11 protein-coding genes and 1 tRNA gene are annotated in these 16,722 nt (G+C 51.8%); 4 read left to right on the top strand and 8 right to left on the bottom strand.

Features of this window, described 5'->3' with window-relative positions; all coding sequences use genetic code 11:
• Window positions 1-5: 5 nt before the first annotated feature.
• The 3 genes from miaB to EG028_RS25630 all read right to left on the bottom strand — a co-directional run bounded on the left by miaB (window position 6) and on the right by EG028_RS25630 (window position 5,321).
• Complete coding sequence (miaB, locus tag EG028_RS25640) at window positions 6-1,421, bottom strand: tRNA (N6-isopentenyl adenosine(37)-C2)-methylthiotransferase MiaB (protein WP_120519209.1); 1,416 nt, start codon at window positions 1,419-1,421, stop codon at window positions 6-8.
• Window positions 1,422-1,534: 113 nt separating this feature from the next.
• A complete protein-coding gene (locus EG028_RS25635) occupies window positions 1,535-3,898 on the bottom strand; it encodes a tetratricopeptide repeat-containing sensor histidine kinase (protein WP_120519208.1) in 2,364 nt (787 codons plus the stop codon).
• Between the two features lie 34 nt (window positions 3,899-3,932).
• Window positions 3,933-5,321, bottom strand: coding sequence for a sigma-54-dependent transcriptional regulator (locus EG028_RS25630; protein WP_120519207.1), 1,389 nt, complete (start codon window positions 5,319-5,321; stop codon window positions 3,933-3,935).
• Between the two features lie 250 nt (window positions 5,322-5,571).
• Between EG028_RS25630 and EG028_RS25625 the strand changes: the two genes are divergently transcribed.
• Entirely contained in the window at window positions 5,572-6,336 is a 765-nt protein-coding gene (locus tag EG028_RS25625) for an SDR family oxidoreductase (RefSeq protein ID WP_120519206.1), read from the top strand.
• 235 nt (window positions 6,337-6,571) lie between these two features.
• Window positions 6,572-6,922, top strand: coding sequence for a YciI family protein (locus tag EG028_RS25620; RefSeq protein WP_120519204.1), 351 nt, complete (start codon window positions 6,572-6,574; stop codon window positions 6,920-6,922).
• Between the two features lie 93 nt (window positions 6,923-7,015).
• Here the strand turns inward: EG028_RS25620 and EG028_RS25615 are convergent, their stop codons facing one another.
• The gene (locus EG028_RS25615) at window positions 7,016-7,825 is read right to left on the bottom strand and encodes a tyrosine-protein phosphatase (protein WP_120519203.1); all 810 of its coding nucleotides are present in this window, start codon (window positions 7,823-7,825) and stop codon (window positions 7,016-7,018) included.
• A 19-nt stretch (window positions 7,826-7,844) separates the two neighbouring features.
• A complete protein-coding gene (locus tag EG028_RS25610; RefSeq protein ID WP_120519202.1) occupies window positions 7,845-10,682 on the bottom strand; it encodes a TonB-dependent receptor in 2,838 nt (945 codons plus the stop codon).
• 229 nt (window positions 10,683-10,911) lie between these two features.
• Here EG028_RS25610 and EG028_RS25605 point away from each other — a divergent pair, with 229 nt between their 5' ends.
• Both EG028_RS25605 and EG028_RS25600 read left to right on the top strand, forming a co-directional pair.
• Window positions 10,912-12,042 (top strand): helix-turn-helix domain-containing protein, encoded by a 1,131-nt coding sequence (locus EG028_RS25605; protein ID WP_120519201.1) that lies wholly within the window; start codon window positions 10,912-10,914, stop codon window positions 12,040-12,042.
• A 111-nt stretch (window positions 12,043-12,153) separates the two neighbouring features.
• Window positions 12,154-12,229: transfer RNA gene (locus tag EG028_RS25600), tRNA-Gly, on the top strand.
• A gap of 261 nt (window positions 12,230-12,490) precedes the next feature.
• On the opposite strand, the gene EG028_RS25595 is transcribed toward EG028_RS25600, so the two are convergent.
• The 3 genes from EG028_RS25595 to EG028_RS25585 form a co-directional block, all read right to left on the bottom strand.
• Window positions 12,491-13,453 (bottom strand): terpene synthase family protein, encoded by a 963-nt coding sequence (locus tag EG028_RS25595; protein ID WP_120519200.1) that lies wholly within the window; start codon window positions 13,451-13,453, stop codon window positions 12,491-12,493.
• A 207-nt stretch (window positions 13,454-13,660) separates the two neighbouring features.
• On the bottom strand, window positions 13,661-15,325 hold the full coding sequence (locus EG028_RS25590) for an ATP-binding response regulator (RefSeq protein ID WP_120519199.1): 1,665 nt from the start codon (window positions 15,323-15,325) through the stop codon (window positions 13,661-13,663).
• Between the two features lie 146 nt (window positions 15,326-15,471).
• Entirely contained in the window at window positions 15,472-16,710 is a 1,239-nt protein-coding gene (locus tag EG028_RS25585; protein WP_120519198.1) for an alkaline phosphatase family protein, read from the bottom strand.
• Window positions 16,711-16,722: the final 12 nt, after the last annotated feature.

Genomic DNA, 16,722 nt, shown 5'->3' with positions numbered 1-16,722 from the left:
TTTTGTTAGGCTGGCACGATCGTACCGATCAGTGTGCCTGCCGTACAGTCATCTATTTTAACCATCACGTAATCCCCTTTCTGGAAATTTTCCCGGGGGAATACGACTACTTTATTCTGATCATTCCTTCCGAAATAATGTGCGTCCGAACGTTTGGAAACGCCTTCTATCAGCACTTTGCAGGTTTTACCCACTTCTTTCTGCATGCCTTCCAGCGAATGCCCGCGGTGAAGGGCCACCACTTCGGAGAGACGGCGTTTTTTCACCTCTTCGGGCACATCGTCCGTATACCGGCGAGCTGCCAGGGTACCGGGCCTTTCCGAGTAAGCGAACATATAAGCCAGCTCGTATTTCGCGTAATCCATAACGGCCAGGGTGTCCTGGTGGTCATCTTCAGTTTCCGTGCAGAAGCCGGTGATCACGTCCGTGGACAAAGCACAGTCAGGCAGGATCTCGCGGATGCGGTCTATCTTTTTCATGTACCATTCCCTGGTGTAGGTACGGTTCATGAGCTGGAGGATGCGGTTGCTGCCGCTTTGTACGGGAAGGTGGATGTAATTGCAGATGTTCTCATGGCGGGCCATGGCATGCAGCACTTCATCGGTAATGTCTTTGGGATGGGAAGTGGAAAAACGCACGCGCAGCAGCGGGCTGACGGCGGCTACTTTTTCCAGCAGCAGGGCAAAAGTGACGGTTTCGTCCTTCGCCTCATCCACGAAATAATAGGAATCCACGTTCTGGCCCAGCAGGGTCACCTCGCGGTACCCCCTTTCAAAGAGATCGGTTGCCTCAGCGAGAATGGAATAGGGATCGCGGCTGCGCTCACGGCCACGGGTGAACGGTACCACGCAGAAGGAACACATATTGTTGCAGCCCCGCATGATGGATACAAAGGCGGTTACGCCGTTGCTGTCCAGCCGCACCGGGCTGATGTCCCCGTAAGTCTCCTCCCGGCTCAGCAGCACGTTGATCGCTTTCTGGCCGGTGCCCGCCTCTTCGATCAGGGCGGGAAGGGTACGGTAAGCATCAGGCCCTACCACCAGGTCCACCAGTTTTTCTTCTTCCAGGAACTTGGCTTTAAGGCGTTCCGCCATGCAGCCCAGTACACCCACGAGGAAGCCGGGTTTATTTTTTTTGGTCTTTTTGAATTCGGTAAGGCGCTGGCGGACGGTCTGCTCCGCTTTTTCACGGATGGAACAGGTGTTCAGCAGCACAAGGTCGGCTTCGTCCACGTTGCGGGTGGCGCCAAAACCTTCCTGGTTAAGGATGGACGCTACGATCTCAGAATCATTAAAATTCATCTGGCAACCATAGCTTTCTATATAGAATTTTTTTGAATAAGTGCGCGTGTCCCCATTGGCCGGGACAATTGCCTCGCCCTGGCGGCTTTCATCTTGTATTTTCTGTACTGTTTCCAGCATGTCCTGACTTCATTTTTAGGACTGCAAAAATACATAAAAAAATGACAGAATGACAGGAATATGTTGGACGGACCGTGGTTTAACTAAATGATCATCAGGAGGGGAGGGACGGGTCAGCTTTTGAACGGGGCTTCACCGGTTTTCCGGCCAAGGTCGCTGAAGAGGATATTGATATGGGTGCCTTCGCGGGTCTGGATGGTAAAACTGCCCCCGAGATCGTCCGTAAGCCCCTGCAGCAGCTCCATGCCCATGGAAGCGCCAATGTTGTTACGGCCGAAGTCCTGGGGCAGCCCCCGACCGTTGTCCGAAATACTAAGCAGGATCTGGGAACCGGACATGCGGCTGAGTGATATGGATATCTTCCCGTCTTCCTGCTCCGGGAAGGCATATTTGATGGCATTGGTGATCGCTTCGTTGAGGATCAGGCCAAGGGTAATGGCGGAAGAGTGGTTCAGCTCGATGTTTTCCACCTGGAGGTCGAACAGGATGTTTTGCCGGATCGCATAACTTTCCCGCAGGTACTCTACCAGCTCGTAGATGTACTCCGGCATATGGATCGTGGAAAACGTTTCGGACTGGTAAAGTTTCTGGTGGATGATGGACATGGAATGTATCCGGTTCTGGCTTTCTTTGATGGCGGAAAGGGCTTCTTTGTTTTTCAGGTAGCTGGACTGGATCTCCAGCAGGCTGGCTACGATGTGAAAGTTGTTCTTCACGCGGTGGTGGATCTCTTTCACCAGCCATTCCTTGTCTTTCACCAGCTGTTCCAGCTCCAGGTTCTTTTCCTGTATCTGTTCATTGCTTTTTTGTTTGTTCCGGTACTGGATATACACCAGCACGGTGACCAGTATCATGGCCAGTATGCCCGCCAGTGTGAAGTTTTTGATCAGGTCTGTCCGCTGAAGCGTGGCCAGCCGGGCTTTGTCTTTCTGTTCAAGCAGTTGAATGTTTTTCTCCTGGCTTTCCGTTTGGTACTGCACCTGCATTTCGGTGAATTCCCTGGTTTTTCTCATGTTAAAAACGCTGTCTTCCAGGATGCCGGCGGCATATCTCTCGGCAAGCGCCCCGAGGTAATTCCCGGTGCTGGAATCGAGCTTGTATTGTACCCAGTGCACCCTTTTCACCTGGAATACCTGGCTGCTGTCCATGATCATCCTGGCTTTCGTGGAATACTCCCGGGCAAGGCCGGTTTGGCCGGTGGTGATGCGGAAAAGAGCAAGGTCCATGTACGCGGAAAACAAACGATCCTGTTCCCCGGGATCGTCCCGGAGGGAATCCAGGTAGGGCAGCATGATGGTATAATATTTTTCACTGAGATCGAGCTGGTTCAGGTCGTGATAGCTATAACCCAACACATGGGCGATATGCATTTTTTCATGCATGGCCACCGGGGGATATTTTTTGATGACAGGCAGGATCGCGTCCAGCGCCTGTTGAGGGTGCCCGTATTTTGAGATGTTCAGGGTCACATTATAGAAGTTGTCATACCAGATCCGCTTTGAAACATTCTGTCCTTCTTTATGAAAACCTTTGTTTAACCAGTACAGGGCTTTTTCATAATTGTCAAAACCTGCATACGCATTGGCCAGCGCGCTGTATATGAAATTGGAAAATGCGTAATCGCCATTGGTTTCCATGATCTCAACGGCCGTTTTGGCTTCCCGGAATATATCCACAAAACTCCCTGTATAAAACGCCAGTGATGCCAGCACGGAATGGTTGTAATGGATATGCCTGAAGCCCACCAGTTTTTCGAGCTCCGTTACATGCCGCAATTGTTTTACAACCGTATCAAACTTCCCCTGCACAAAATGGATCTCGTAGATCTTCGTCAGTATCTCTATTTGTTTTACCGTGTCTTTTTGCTGCCTGTACAGCTTCAGGGATTCATTGTAGTCTGTTTCTTTTTGCGGGTCATTGTAGGCATTGCCGATGCCCCTGTTCGCCAGTGCCCCGGCCAGCCAGGAAGTATGGCTGGTCTTCCGGGCGAGGTCCACGGCAAGTGTAAAACATTGCCGGCTTTTATCCGGCTCGTTGTTTTGCAGGTAATACCTGCCCAGCGCGGCCAAAGCTGCTTTCTGCCAGTAGACGTTCCCGGTTTTGTCCGCTTCCTGCCTGGCGGCGGATAAAAAGTTATAAGCATTTTCCAGGTCGGACCTGTGTGCGCCGGAACGGTGGAGATAATCATTTCCTAATGCCAGCAGTTCTTTCACGCGGCCATCCGGCCCCTCCCTGTAGTCTTCGTCATAGTAGAGGGAATAGGGGAGGTTTTCACCCTGGCTGACCATAATGGCAATACTGTCCATATCCACCCGCCCTTTCAGGCAGAAAAACACATACGCGGCCGTATGTTTCAGCTGCATGCGCTGCAAGGGGATGGAATAGCCGGAAGATGCCTGTTGTGCACAGGCCTGTTCGGCGGTGAAGATCCCGCCCATTGTCAAAATGAAAAAGATAAACAGCAACCCTGTTTTCATGGTGAAGGTTGATTTACGGGGGTGTCCTGGCGGCTTAACTTTTCCTGGCAATGATCTCTTTTTGAATCCCCAGTTTCCTGATCCTTGAATTCAGTGTATTGACATTGATGTCCAGTATCTCGGCGGCCCCGCCTTTCCCGGATATTTTCCAGTTGCAGCTTTCCAGTACGGAGATGATATGATCCCGTTCGTTCTCTATCATCGTTTTGAAGCGGTCTTTATCGGTGGAGGGCAGCGTGATGGACAATCTTGAGGTGGGAATTTCGAGCTGGTCTATCACGGCGCCGCTGGTCATCACGATATTCCGCTGGATGGTATTTTCCAGTTCCCGGATATTGCCCGGCCAGTCGTAGGCCATCAGCGTTTCCGTGGCTTTGCGGGAAAGCGTGGGCACCGGTTTTTTTTCCTCGCTGTATTTTTTTATGAAGAAGTCCGCCAGCAGGGGGATGTCCGATTTCCTGTCGCGAAGGGCGGGCAGCCGCATCGGGAATACATTCAGGCGGTAATACAGATCGATCCGAAAGCGGCCCGCGGCTACTTCTTCTTCCAGGTCTTTGTTCGTGGCGGCCAGCAATCTTACATTGATCTTCCGGGGTTTTCCGCCCAGCGGTTCTATCTCCCTTTCCTGGAGCACCCGCAGGAATTTCACCTGCAGTTCCAGCGGCAGTTCCCCGATCTCGTCCAGGAATATAGTGCCGCCGTCCGCCAGTTCGAATTTGCCTATGCGTTTTGCCAGTGCGCCGGTAAACGTGCCTTTTTCATGCCCGAACAACTCGGATTCGATCAGGTTCGCGGGCAGCGTGCCGCAGTTCACCACCACAAACGGTTTGAACCTTCGTGCCGACAGCTTGTGGATGGAATGGGCGATCATTTCTTTTCCCGTGCCGCTTTCGCCGAGTATCAGCACGGAAGTATCTATCGGGCCTACCATTTTCACCTGTTCCAGTACTTCGTTGAATTTCGGGCTGCTGCCGATAAGCTGGCTCAGCTCGGGAGGAAGCGCGGTGGGCGGTTTCTTTTTAGCTGAAGAACCGGCGTCTATTGCCGGCTGCCTGTTCTGGTGGAGATACAGCGCCACGTCCAGCATGATCAGCACATCCTTCGCACGGAAGGGTTTGACCATAAAACCATATGGCTTCGTTGATTTTGCGGCGTCCAGTATCTGCCGGTTGGAATTGGCGGAGAGGTAAACAAACGCCATGTTTTTCTCATGCAGTATTTTCCCGAGGTCAATACCGGTGCCTTCGCCCTGTAGGAAAATATCAACGAGGACCAGGTCCGGTTTTTCCCTTTCGATGACGGACAATGCAACGGCCACAGACCTTGCGATGGTGCAGGTGGAATATCCCGCATTGGTCAGGATGACATTGAGGCTTTTGGCTTCAATAAACTGATCTTCTACGATGAGTATTTTTGGTTTCAATGATAAGGACGGTTTATGGGTGGTATGCTCCGATAAATTTACGATAGTTCTTTTTGAAAATTACAAAGTATTCTCTTTCAACATACTACCATCTGTTTTTCCGCAACAATTATTGAAATGCCAATATTTTATTTCCCGCTTTAAAAATTAAAATATTGCAAATCAACCCGCTGAATTCGTGGCACAGGTTTAGTTCCGCCGCTGTTAGATTTTTAACAAAAGGCCAGAAACAGGGCCAAAAGGAGGAACCATGAAAATTGTAATCATCGGTGGCAGCGGTCTAATAGGCTCAAAAGTTGCCACCAGGCTCGGCGCGCTTGGGCATGAAGTGCTGACGGCGTCACCGGCCACCGGGGTGAATACCATTACCGGCGAAGGGTTGGCGGAAGCGCTGAAAGGCGCATCGGTGGTCATCGATGTGGCTAATTCCCCATCATTTGAAGAAAATGCCGTGATGGAATTTTTCACCACATCGGGCCGCAACCTGCTGGCCGCGGAAGCGGTAGCGGGCGTAAAACATCATATCGCATTGTCCGTCGTGGGTACGGACCGCCTGAAGGACAGCGCCTATTTCAGGGCAAAGATGGCCCAGGAAAACCTGGTCAGGGATTCGGGCATACCGTATACGATCGTCCACTCCACGCAGTTCTTCGAGTTTGCCGGTTCCATTGCGCAGTCGGGCAATCAGGGAAAGGCCGTGCATCTGCCGGCGGCGCTGGTACAGCCTATTGCGGCGGATGACGTAGCGGCCGCCGTGGCAGATGTAAGCCTGGGGACACCGCTCAATTCGATCATCGAAATAGCCGGCCCCAAACGCCTGGGAATGGATGAATGGATACGCCGCTACCTGAGCGTTACCGGCGATCCCCGCCAGGTGGTGACGGATGTGGAGGCATTATACTTCGGCGCGAAGCCCGATGACAAATCCCTCGTTCCTGGTGAGGGCGCCCGTATCGGCGCCATTGGTTTCGACGAATGGATCATTGCCGATACACTAAGAAAAAAAAATATGTAGTAACATTTTAAGTGCTGAATGATGGAGAAGGCAATTTCAAACAACGAAAAAGAAAGACCCGCATTTCCGCCGAAAGAGGATGAACCCAAACCCCCGAACACCCCGGAAAAAAACACGAGCGAGGGATGCGAATTCCTGGACGACACTATCCGCATGAAAGAACAGCCACTCAAACCAAAACGGATAGAACCGCCTCAATACCGAAACCGTTTATAAATCAATTAAAAAAGCAAACATGAATGAATTTTTGGTAGCGATCCACCGTGATCTGACAAGCAAAGACCCAAAGCCGTCTGCCGAGGAAATGAAGGCTGCCCTGAAGCCTTACCAGGACTGGATAGCCGGCATAGCCGCGCAGGACAAACTCGTGAATCCCCTCAAACGTTGGGATACAGACGGAAGGGTGGTAAAACAAAATGACATGGTGTTAAACGGTCCGTATGCGGAAGAAAAAGCATCCATCGGCGGCCTGTTCCTGATCAAAGCAAATGATTACGAAGAAGCTGTGGAAATCGCGAAAGGATGCCCCATTATCGAAGTTGGAGCGATCGTGGAGGTAAGGATGGCGATCCCACCGGAGGTGTAAGGAACCTGAGCACTAAAAATGCCCCCGCTGTTGGCGGAGGCATTTACAGCCACGCGGGGAGAACCGGCGTGGCTGTTTTTATAACAGGCATTCTTACATCGTATATTTTTCACGCAATGTCCTAAGCTCTTTTTCCCCGATACCCAGCTCTTTCGAAAAGAAATTTTCCACGGAGCCGTAGGTGTTTTTCAGAGAGTTGAACATACTGCGGAGATGCTCCGGTTTCAGCGCCATGGCTTTGCTGATCTGCTGTTCGGTCATACCGGTCATCTGTTGGAGCCCCTGGAACATCCGGGCGTTCATCGGTGCCAGGTATACGTTGCTGGCGGTAAAGTCCGCTTCTATTACATCCTGCGGCACCTGTAAGGCGTAGAGGAACAAAGCCGTAGCCATGCCGGTACGGTCACGGCCACCGGTGCAATGATACATGACGGATTCATTGGCGGGCAACACCAGCAATTCCTGGAACAGGGGTTTGTACCGCTCTCCCAGCGGGGTTACATTGCTGTAGAATTTTTCGAGAAAACCACCCTGTTTGATAATGTCCGCCATCATAGCGGCATTGGGCAGGCTATCGCTGCCAGCGGGGCAAAGCGTGTACCTGCTGCCGGGCAATATGTGATCCGGCGCGGCGGCGGCTTCTTTCCGCCCCCGGAAATCGAATACAGTATGGATGTGTTTTTCTTCGAGGGTTTTCAGGTCCTGGTCTGTAAGCCTACTTACATCGGCGGAGCGGAATACCTTCCCGGTGACCACCGTTTTCCCGTCACGGGTTTTATAACCGCCTACATCCCGGAAGTTGAGCGCTCCCTGCATACGCACCAGCCGCTGCGTGCTGTCCGCCAGCTGTGCAAACGCCACTACGGGGGCCAGCATGGAAAAAACAAGAATCAATTTTTTCATTTTCTATACCAGTTTAAAATTATTTGATAATGTCCCAACGGATACCGGCCTGCCCGCGGCTGCCGTACCACTCGTTACTGACGATCCTGTTGCGGCTGCCCATGTATACTTTCAGCGGCTCGTTCGTGAGGTTGTTCAGCTCCACGAATGCACGGATGGAAGAGGTGATATTGACGGTAGCGGAGGCATCCACGGTGAAGTTCCGGTCTGTATAAGTGTAGAAGTCCGGGCCTAGCTGCTGGTTGATGGATTCCACGGAAGCCCCGCGGTAATTACCCGCCAGGCGTACCATTACGCCTTTCCTTTCGTAGAACAGGATGCTGTTGAACAGGTGTTTGCTCTGGTTGGGCAGGGTAGTGGTGTAGGTGCCGGTGGGTTTTACTTCGGAGTTGATAAAAGTATAGTTCAGTTCCACGCCAAGGCCGGAGAGGATACCGGGAAGGAAGTCCAGTCTTTTGTTGATGCCGGCTTCCGCGCCTATCAGCCAGGAATCGCTGAGGTTCTGCGCCTGCGTCAGCGTGTAGTTCTGGCCGTCCTGCTGAAAATTGATCCTGTTGCTGAACACCACGTCTTTTATCTTTTTATAGAACACGCCGCCGGACAGCAGGCCGATGTTTTTGAAATAATATTCCCCCATCAGGTCAAAGTTGCTGGCGAAAGTGGGTTTCAGGTCCACGTTGCCTTTGGTGATCGTAACGGGATTTTTGGTATTGTCCACCGATTCACCTGGGGTAAGGTCGGAGAAGTTCGGGCGGACGAACGTACGGGTGTACGCTGCGCGCAGGCTGGCCTGCTGATTGATGTTGTATTTCAGGTGTATCATCGGCAGCAGCGCGTTATACGTATTGTTCACCGTTACGGGGCTGAGCGTGGTGGCGGCGGGTGTACCGGCGGTGGTCGCTTTGGTGCCGTGAAGGGTAAAGGTGGTGTATTCGTTCCGCACGCCGGCCACGATCTTAAAACGGTCGCTGGCGTCTATTTCAGCCATGGCATAACCGGCCGTTACCGCTTCGGAGCCACTGTAAATATTGGTGGGATTGGTTTTCGGTGTCACGTTCATGAACCCGTTTTTGCGCAGGGTGGCAGTATCCAGGAGGTCGAAAAGCTGCTGTTTGGTGAGCGGATTGATGGCATAGGAATCATAATTCCCGTCCATGCCTTTAAAGAAACCGCCGCGCATAGGGAAGTCCGTGCGTTCCAGCTGGCTCAGCGGCAGTAGGGCGGGCGATTGCGGAATGCCAAGGGAAGCCCCGGCAAGGTATACGATGCTGGACCCGAACATACCGCTGCGGTCTTTATACCTGTATTTGGCGCCTGCTTTCAGGTGTATCTTGCTGCTGAGGTTGAACCTGAAATTCAGCTGCGCCGTTTTGTCTTCCTCCCGGGTGTCCAGCTGGGCGATGACGAGCTGCTGAAGCGTGAGTTTGGAAGGATCCATTTTTTCGCCGGCGTCTTTTATTCCCGGGTCGAAAGACAGGGGTGCGCCGCCTTTCCCGTCATTGGAGTCGAAGCCCCAGTAACGTTTTCCATCCGAGGAGAGATTGGTGAAACCGCCCGTGATCTTTTGCCTGAAAGTGGAGATGGGCAACCCTTTATTGGAATTGGTCGGAGGTGTTTCGAGGAAATATTTTGTGTAATAATTGCTCACGGTCCAGTCCATTTTTATTTTGGCTCCCAGCTGATGTTCGCCGCCCAGTTCCGCGCCGTTCAGCACCGTCTGGTAATAGGAATAGCGGTAATTGTACTGGTACTGGCTGTTGTTGTAATCCACGTAGGATTCGTATACCGGGCGGATGTCGTTGAACTTGTCCATCAGGCCGCGTATAAATATCTTATTGCCCGCGTTGAAGGTATAATCCAGCCCCAGGTTCGCCCCATAGGTTTGTCGTTTGCCCATATACCGTTTCAGCATCACGGTGCTGATGGACTTCCGCTGGCCGGGATCGCTCAGCCCGGTGTTGTAGGATACATCAAAGGCATCGGTACCCCACTGCCGGTTCCAGATGGCGGCAGCCAGCATTACGCCCAGCTTGTTTTTAAAGAAGCGGTCGCCGTAAACGACAGAACCATTGTATGTGCCGTCTTTTGAAAAAGTATTGTAACCGGCGGCCGCACTTACGTTCAGCTGGCGTTTGGCGGGGGAGGTGCGGGTAATAAAATTGATGGATCCCCCGATAGCGTCGCCTTCCATGTCCGGCGTAATGGCTTTTGACACCTGTACGTACTGGATCATTTCAGAAGGCACGGCATCCAGCACGGAATTGCGGCTGCCCATTACGTTGGCGCTCGGCAGGCGGTTGCCGTTAAAAAGGATGGAGGTCCATGCGAAAGGCGTACCGCGTACGGTAGCGGCGTCCGCTTCGCCGTGATAGCGGGCTACTGCCACGCCCTGCACACGTTGCACGGCTTCGGCGGCATTACGGTCCGGCAGTTTGCCGATCGCATCGGCCGCAATCACATCCATGATCGCGAGGGAATTTTTTTTGATGCTCAGCGCCTTCAGCTGCGAAGGCGCCATGGTGCCTTTGATCAACACTTCTTTCATCTGGCCGGCTGGTTCCAGCTGGATGATGCCGGCGTCTGTAATGCCTTTTTTTACATCCAGTTCTATTGTCCGGGCCTCGTGGCCTATATAGGTAACAATGATCTTTACCTTTCCTGTAGCCTGCGTGTTAAGGGTAAAACTCCCGTTGAGGTCCGTGGCGGTGCCTTGCCTGGTAACGGGTGCCTGAACAGTTGCCCCGGGCAGCTGCCCGTCTTTTCCGCTTACCACTCCTTTGACGGTCTGTGCTTTCGCCGCTGAAACGAGCGTCAGCATAAAAATGGTGATAGGGATTTGTTTAAAGCCAGCGATCATAGTTGATAAATTTTCTCCAAAAGTCAGAAACCGGCGGAAGCCATACGACCGGGTAGATGTACCTGTACCCCAGGAAGACCATTCCGATGCAATAGTACGTGCATGTATTGAAAACCATTTAGTTAGAGGGTGTTACCAAATTATTACCAATGCCCTAAATGCGGCGTAAATCGTTTGAGTTAACATTCGCATAATACGATAGCTCTAATTTTAACCCAGAATCCGGGGTATGTTATATGTAATTTCAATAGGCGCATTCCAGGCATTGATAGCAGTTTTGCTGTTGTGGAAAAACAAATTCCGCAACAAAGCGGATGCCCTGCTGGTCGTATTGTTATGTTGCATTGCCACGCACCTGGGTATCAAATTTTATATCTATTCATTTGTGGAGGACCTGCAAATCCGTACGCAGATGAATACTTTTATAGGTTTTTGTTACGGGCCGCTGGCCTATTTATATGTGCTGAAGCTGCTGGACGATAAGTTTATCCCCGCCACGCGGATGTACCTTTTTATTCCTTTTGTGCTGGCCGCCATCGGTTACCTGACGGTATTCTGCCTGCTGCTGGCGGATGTGCCGGTAGGGCACCGTGCTTTACAGGTGTATAACGATACATCCACATGGCTGTTTATGGCATCCGGCGCGTTTTACCCGCTCATTATTTTCCGGAAGCTACGCCTCATCCAGGCAAAAGGGGAGCGGCAGCTGGTATTGCACATCAGCGTACTGATGCTGGCCGTGGCGGTAACTGGGGCCATTTTTAAAACGATCAGTTTATTCACTGGGCCTTCCATGGAAAGCATGCTGCTTTGCCGGAATATCTGTTACATATTGTTGTCGGTTATCTGCATCGAAATACTGCGGTTTAAATATGCGGGTATACCGGGAGCGCGCACCCCGGCGCCCGCACCGATTCTGCTGCTTCCGGATATTGAGGAGGTGACGGAAGCGGAAATACCTGTTCCCAAAAAAATACAACTGGCGGAAACGGAACATAAAAAAATACTCCAGAAGCTGGATCAGCATCTTGCCGCCACCAAACTTTACCTGGACCCGGACCTCAGCCTCGATAAACTGTCCGCCGCCATCGGCGAAAGCAAATATCATGTATCCGAGGCGCTGAATGTGTATGCAGGGAAACCGTTTTATCAATATATCAACGAATACCGTATTTCCTGTGCGTTGGAAATAATGACGGCTATCTACCAGAAGAACCTGCCGGTAAACATCCTCATGATTGCCTTTGAATGCGGCTTCAAGGCCAAGTCCTCCTTCAACAATTACTTCAAAAAGATCACCGGCGAAACGCCCAGCGCGTATCTTTCCAGGTTAAAGACCGGGGCGGCCGCGGCCTGTTAGCGTCAGCACTTTTCCTGATTGCTCCCGCAACAGCCGGGGAATAATTTTTTCAACAAGATGACGGAATGTTAATTTTTTGAAGGGGACGCTGTATATTTGTCCTCCTTACCAGCGGAAATAGCTCATTTGGTAGAGCATCAGCTTCCCAAGCTGAGGGTGGCCGGTTCGAGCCCGGTTTTCCGCTCCAAAATGCCTGAAGGCCGTCTCAAAAGAGGCGGCCTTTTTGTTATTCAGCCTTCATTTTCCCGGAAAACGGCAACCTCCTGGTACTATTTTAACAGTCTTCTCTCAACGCTCTCCTATACCTCTCCTTTACGTATCCTATACGTACCGTATACTTTGGCTATAGGAGAATATACTATTAATCAAAAAAAGGCGGCTCAGCCATCGCCGCTCAGCCGCCTTACTGTTTTTTATCTCAATCGTCCCCTACCGGCTTCTTATTTTCCTACATCATGTTCACCCTGCTGCTATACCGCTCCGAATCGATAAACGACCAGTCCAGGTTGCCCCGTACGATCATCGCCAGGTCCGTAATGTACGTGCCGATGTCTTTTTGTTTGCCCACATAATAGTCCAGCCGCTTGTACAGCATATGGAAATCCCGCATCTCCTGGTTGTGGATCTGCACCGCCCTGTCGGATGCAATGTCCTCCGTCAGGCCGTATTCATTTTGCAGAATAGGCACCAGGTTGTGAAAATCCCCATGCCCCTGTTCCTTTTGCAGGGAAATAAGATCGTTTGCCCAGCAGCCAAGATGGCCGCATAATGTCGTCAATAGGTCCAGGGGCTTTTTACGGAAAGTGTTCAAAGGAGTTTGTGTGTTTTCGGCAAAAAAAATCAGGCTGGCCGCCAGGTGAGCGCCGCCGAATAAAGGCCGCCAGTGGCTGTACTCGTCCAGGGAAGGAATGATGCCTGATTGGGCATTCTGGTTCTGCCATTTGATGGCTTTGAACAGCAGCACGATATCCTGGATGAACTGCCCTTTCAGCTCCGCATTACACAGCTCGCGCATCCGGCGCCACACATCGCTCAAAGCAGCCAGTACCGGCCCGCTTTTGTAGGTATGCGCCTCGTCGTGGATCAGTACGTTGCAGAACTGTTTAGCCAGCTGCTCAAAGTTCACCGGCGGGGCATCGGGCCCGGACTCGTGATCCAGCATGTCGTCCAGCAAAAAGAGGAGCACCAGCAGGTCGTTCGTAATACACAAGCGTTTGAAACCCGCGGTGGGATAAAACCGGCTGGTCATGTGCCCGAAAGCGCTCCGTTTGTATTCCAGGAAAGAGTCCCCGCGGTGCAGGTCAAAGGCCAGGGTCCATTGATCGGTATGCTCTTCTACCGCATCAACCATGGCGTTAATACGCGCCGGGAAAGGGCAGTACAATGCCCGATCCAAAGTGAGTGTTTGCATAAACTGATGGTTTAGGTGATTGGATTCAAAAAAGAAAAAGCAAGGGTATGGCTGGCGCGTCTCTCGAAGTAACAGCGCATGGCCGCAAACGCAGGATTACTCTACAGGCAGGAATATCGCAGTAAAACATCAAACAGTCACACGGTTCCGCATGTTTTGGAACTGTATGGATCATTGGGCACTGTGTCTTTAGTTGTGCCGGTTTTTTCAGCTGGTTGTTAACGCGTTTTCTGACAATTGTATATACTGGTACAGGCGGTGCAGCTCGATGGGTTTGCTTAGGAAACCCGTTACCCCGGCTGCCAGTAATCCTTTATTGGTATCTATGCCGGCAACACCGGATGTTATAATTACCGGTACGTCTTTTAAATGTTCCTGTTTTCTGATCAGGCGGATGGCCTCCAGCCCATCCATGCCGTTTAGCTGGTAGTCAAGAAGTATAAGGTGAGGGCATTCCAGGAAAGTGGACTGGATGGCGGCAAGTACGTCCGTGTGTTTGATGGCGGCGCAGCCTATTTTTTTCAGCTGCATTTCCGATGCGCGGAGGTTCATAGGGTTATCATCCACCACCAGCACCGTTTTGCCCAATGGTCTTAACTGTTCGGTTGGCGATACAGATTCCTGTTCCGGCACGGTTACCGGGATGGTGACGGTGAATGCGCTGCCCATGCCGGTGTTGCTTTTTACCGTAATGCTGCCCCTGAGCAGTTTGAGGGTTTCCAGCACAATAGGCATACCCAGGCCGGTGCCTTTATAACGGTTGCCGCGGTCAGTAATATAAGCCTGGAAAAGGTGCGCGCGCTGGCTTTCGGTAAGCCCCGGCCCCTGGTCTGTCACCCGCATGATGATATTGTCACGCCCGGCATCCAGCTGCACGGAAATGGCGGTATCGGCGTGGGTGAACTTGATGGCGTTGGAAAGAAGGTTGGAAAGTATGGTGGTCATGGCCTTTTCATCGGCCAGCACTTTGTCGGGAAGGCCCGGCATCAGCTCCAGCACGATGCTCACGTTTTTCTCACCGGCAAATACCTGGTAGGACTGGATCAGGTCTTCCACCCACTGCTCCAGGTCTACTTTTTTGTAAGCGGGTGTTGGCCGGCTGTGCTCCAGCTGGCTGTAGTCCAGCACATTGTTCACCACTTCCTTGATGCGGTTGATGGAAAAACTCAGCGCTTTCGCGTCCCTCACCGGGATCGTTACGTTTTCCGTATCGCTGGGAAAGTTCCGCAGGTATTCTTCGCACACGGTGTTCGCCACGTTCAGGTGGTTGCGCGTTTCATGGTTGGTACGGTTGAATTCCTGGCTCTTGGCTTTGTTCAGCCTCACCAGCGTATCGATGCTTTCATTAAAATGCGCGGAATAAAAATAAAACACCATCACGTTCAGCAGGATGGTGGCGGCCAGTACGAGCCACTTCACGAAGTGATAACCGAAACTGATGCCAAGTATGGTCAATACGCCCACAACGGCCGCGATGCTGATCACTCTCGGGGTTACGTTCGGGTAGATCAGGAAAGAAAGCCCTATCAGGAATACAACGATCAGTTCGATATTCGCATTGGGCCCCATCAGCAGGCCGAAGTACAGCAGGCCGAGGCTATGGGTGGAATACATCACCAGTTTGGCAATGTTGTGCCGGCGCAGTACGTTCCAGAGCGGTATGGTAAAAAGGATGGAGCCTTCTATCAATGGACTGATCAGTATCGCCAGGTCACCGGTCACCCAGTAAAGGATGGGAGCCATGATGACGGTGAAAATGGCGGGGATAATGCCCATGATATTCACGATCACGATAGACCTCGCCTGGTTCGCATCCGCACCTTGTGCACCCAGGTTGATAATGTTTTTGAGATAATGTGAGATCGTGTTCATGACAGGCGGTTCCGATTAGCGGGTATTGACAGAATCCGTTACGTTTGTTTGTTAATGAAAAGTTAAATCAGTTTGGGCTAAAACCCAAATAAAAAAGGCAACTGATTGAAAACCAGTTGCCTTTTTGTTGAGATAGGAAAGTGTTTTTATTTCTTTTTTTCTTTCACGATCCACCTGTTGACCATATTCTCCTTTCCTTCCAGCACTACTTTGTAGAATTCGGAGGGGGTATCTTTGATGTCGATCTGGTAATGTTCCCTGGTCACGGGCACTTCAGCCACCATTTTGTACTCGTCTTCACCGCCTTCTTTGTATTTGTTCGTGCTGGCGAGCCATATCTTCACGGTGCCTTCCTTATCCATCGCTTTCCAGCTCAGGTCCAGCTGGCCGGGCGCTTTGAGCAATGTGGGCTGTGCAACGGATACCTTACCGGTGAGCGCAATGCCGTCCGATTCGCGGCTCACGTGAAGGGGTAAACGGAGATCCATAAACCGTGCGATGGTGGGCATGATGTCCACTACGCCTGGGTAATAATACTGCGCGTAGTTGTTCAGCTTCGCCTGGTTGGTCACGATCCAGCCGGAGCGCTGGCGGGCGGTCTGGCCGCCATGGCCTTTGCCGGAGTGTTCGTCGCGGCCATGGTCTGTCGTGATGATGATCAGCCAGTCTTCTTTATGTTCCTTCTGACGGTACTGAATAGCTTCCCAGATGCGCCCGATCTTGTCGTCCAGCTTGCGGATGGCGTTGTGGAACTGCGGGCTGTCGCCATACATATGTCCCATATCGTCTGTGTATTCGAGGTATACCCAGGACAGGTCCGGCGCATCTTTGCGGATGCTGTTCGCGGCTTCGGTGGCCACGAGGTCGTCGATCTTTTCCATGAAGTCGCGGCCTTTATCCTGCGGGAATTTCACCGTGTCCAGCTCATAGCCGTCGTACTTGTAATCGAATTTGATATTGCCGGTGGCGGCCATGCCGTCGCCTACGAGTTTGGTCCGGTTGTCCGTCCAGCTGCTGTAGATGGCGGTTTTCTTTTCCGGGTGCTGCTCTTTGAGTATGCGGAAGATGGTCTGGTAATGATAGTTGGGCGCGGCGATGTCGTTGTCCCAGACGTTGTGTTTATTCGCCCAGGTGCCTGTCAGCACGCTGTTGTAGCCTACCGCGGAGATAGTGGGGGTTTGGGAATAACCGCCTTTTTCGCCGCCCACATATGCGCGGATGTAAGCGCCCGTTTTGGCGATAGCCGCCATATTGGGCGTGTTCAGCGATTCTATCACATCGGCGGAAATACCGTCCGCAATGATAAATACCGCTTTCTTTTTGTTCTGCGCGAAGCTGGCGCCCGCCGTGAATAATACCAATAACAATAAGCCGTGTCGTCTCATCCGATTAATTAT

It is taken from the genome of Chitinophaga barathri, from assembly GCF_003807585.1.
Taxonomy (GTDB): Bacteria; Bacteroidota; Bacteroidia; order Chitinophagales; family Chitinophagaceae; genus Chitinophaga; species Chitinophaga barathri.
Note: the sequence above shows the minus strand (reverse complement) of the source record. Positions and strands in the feature narration are given on the sequence as shown.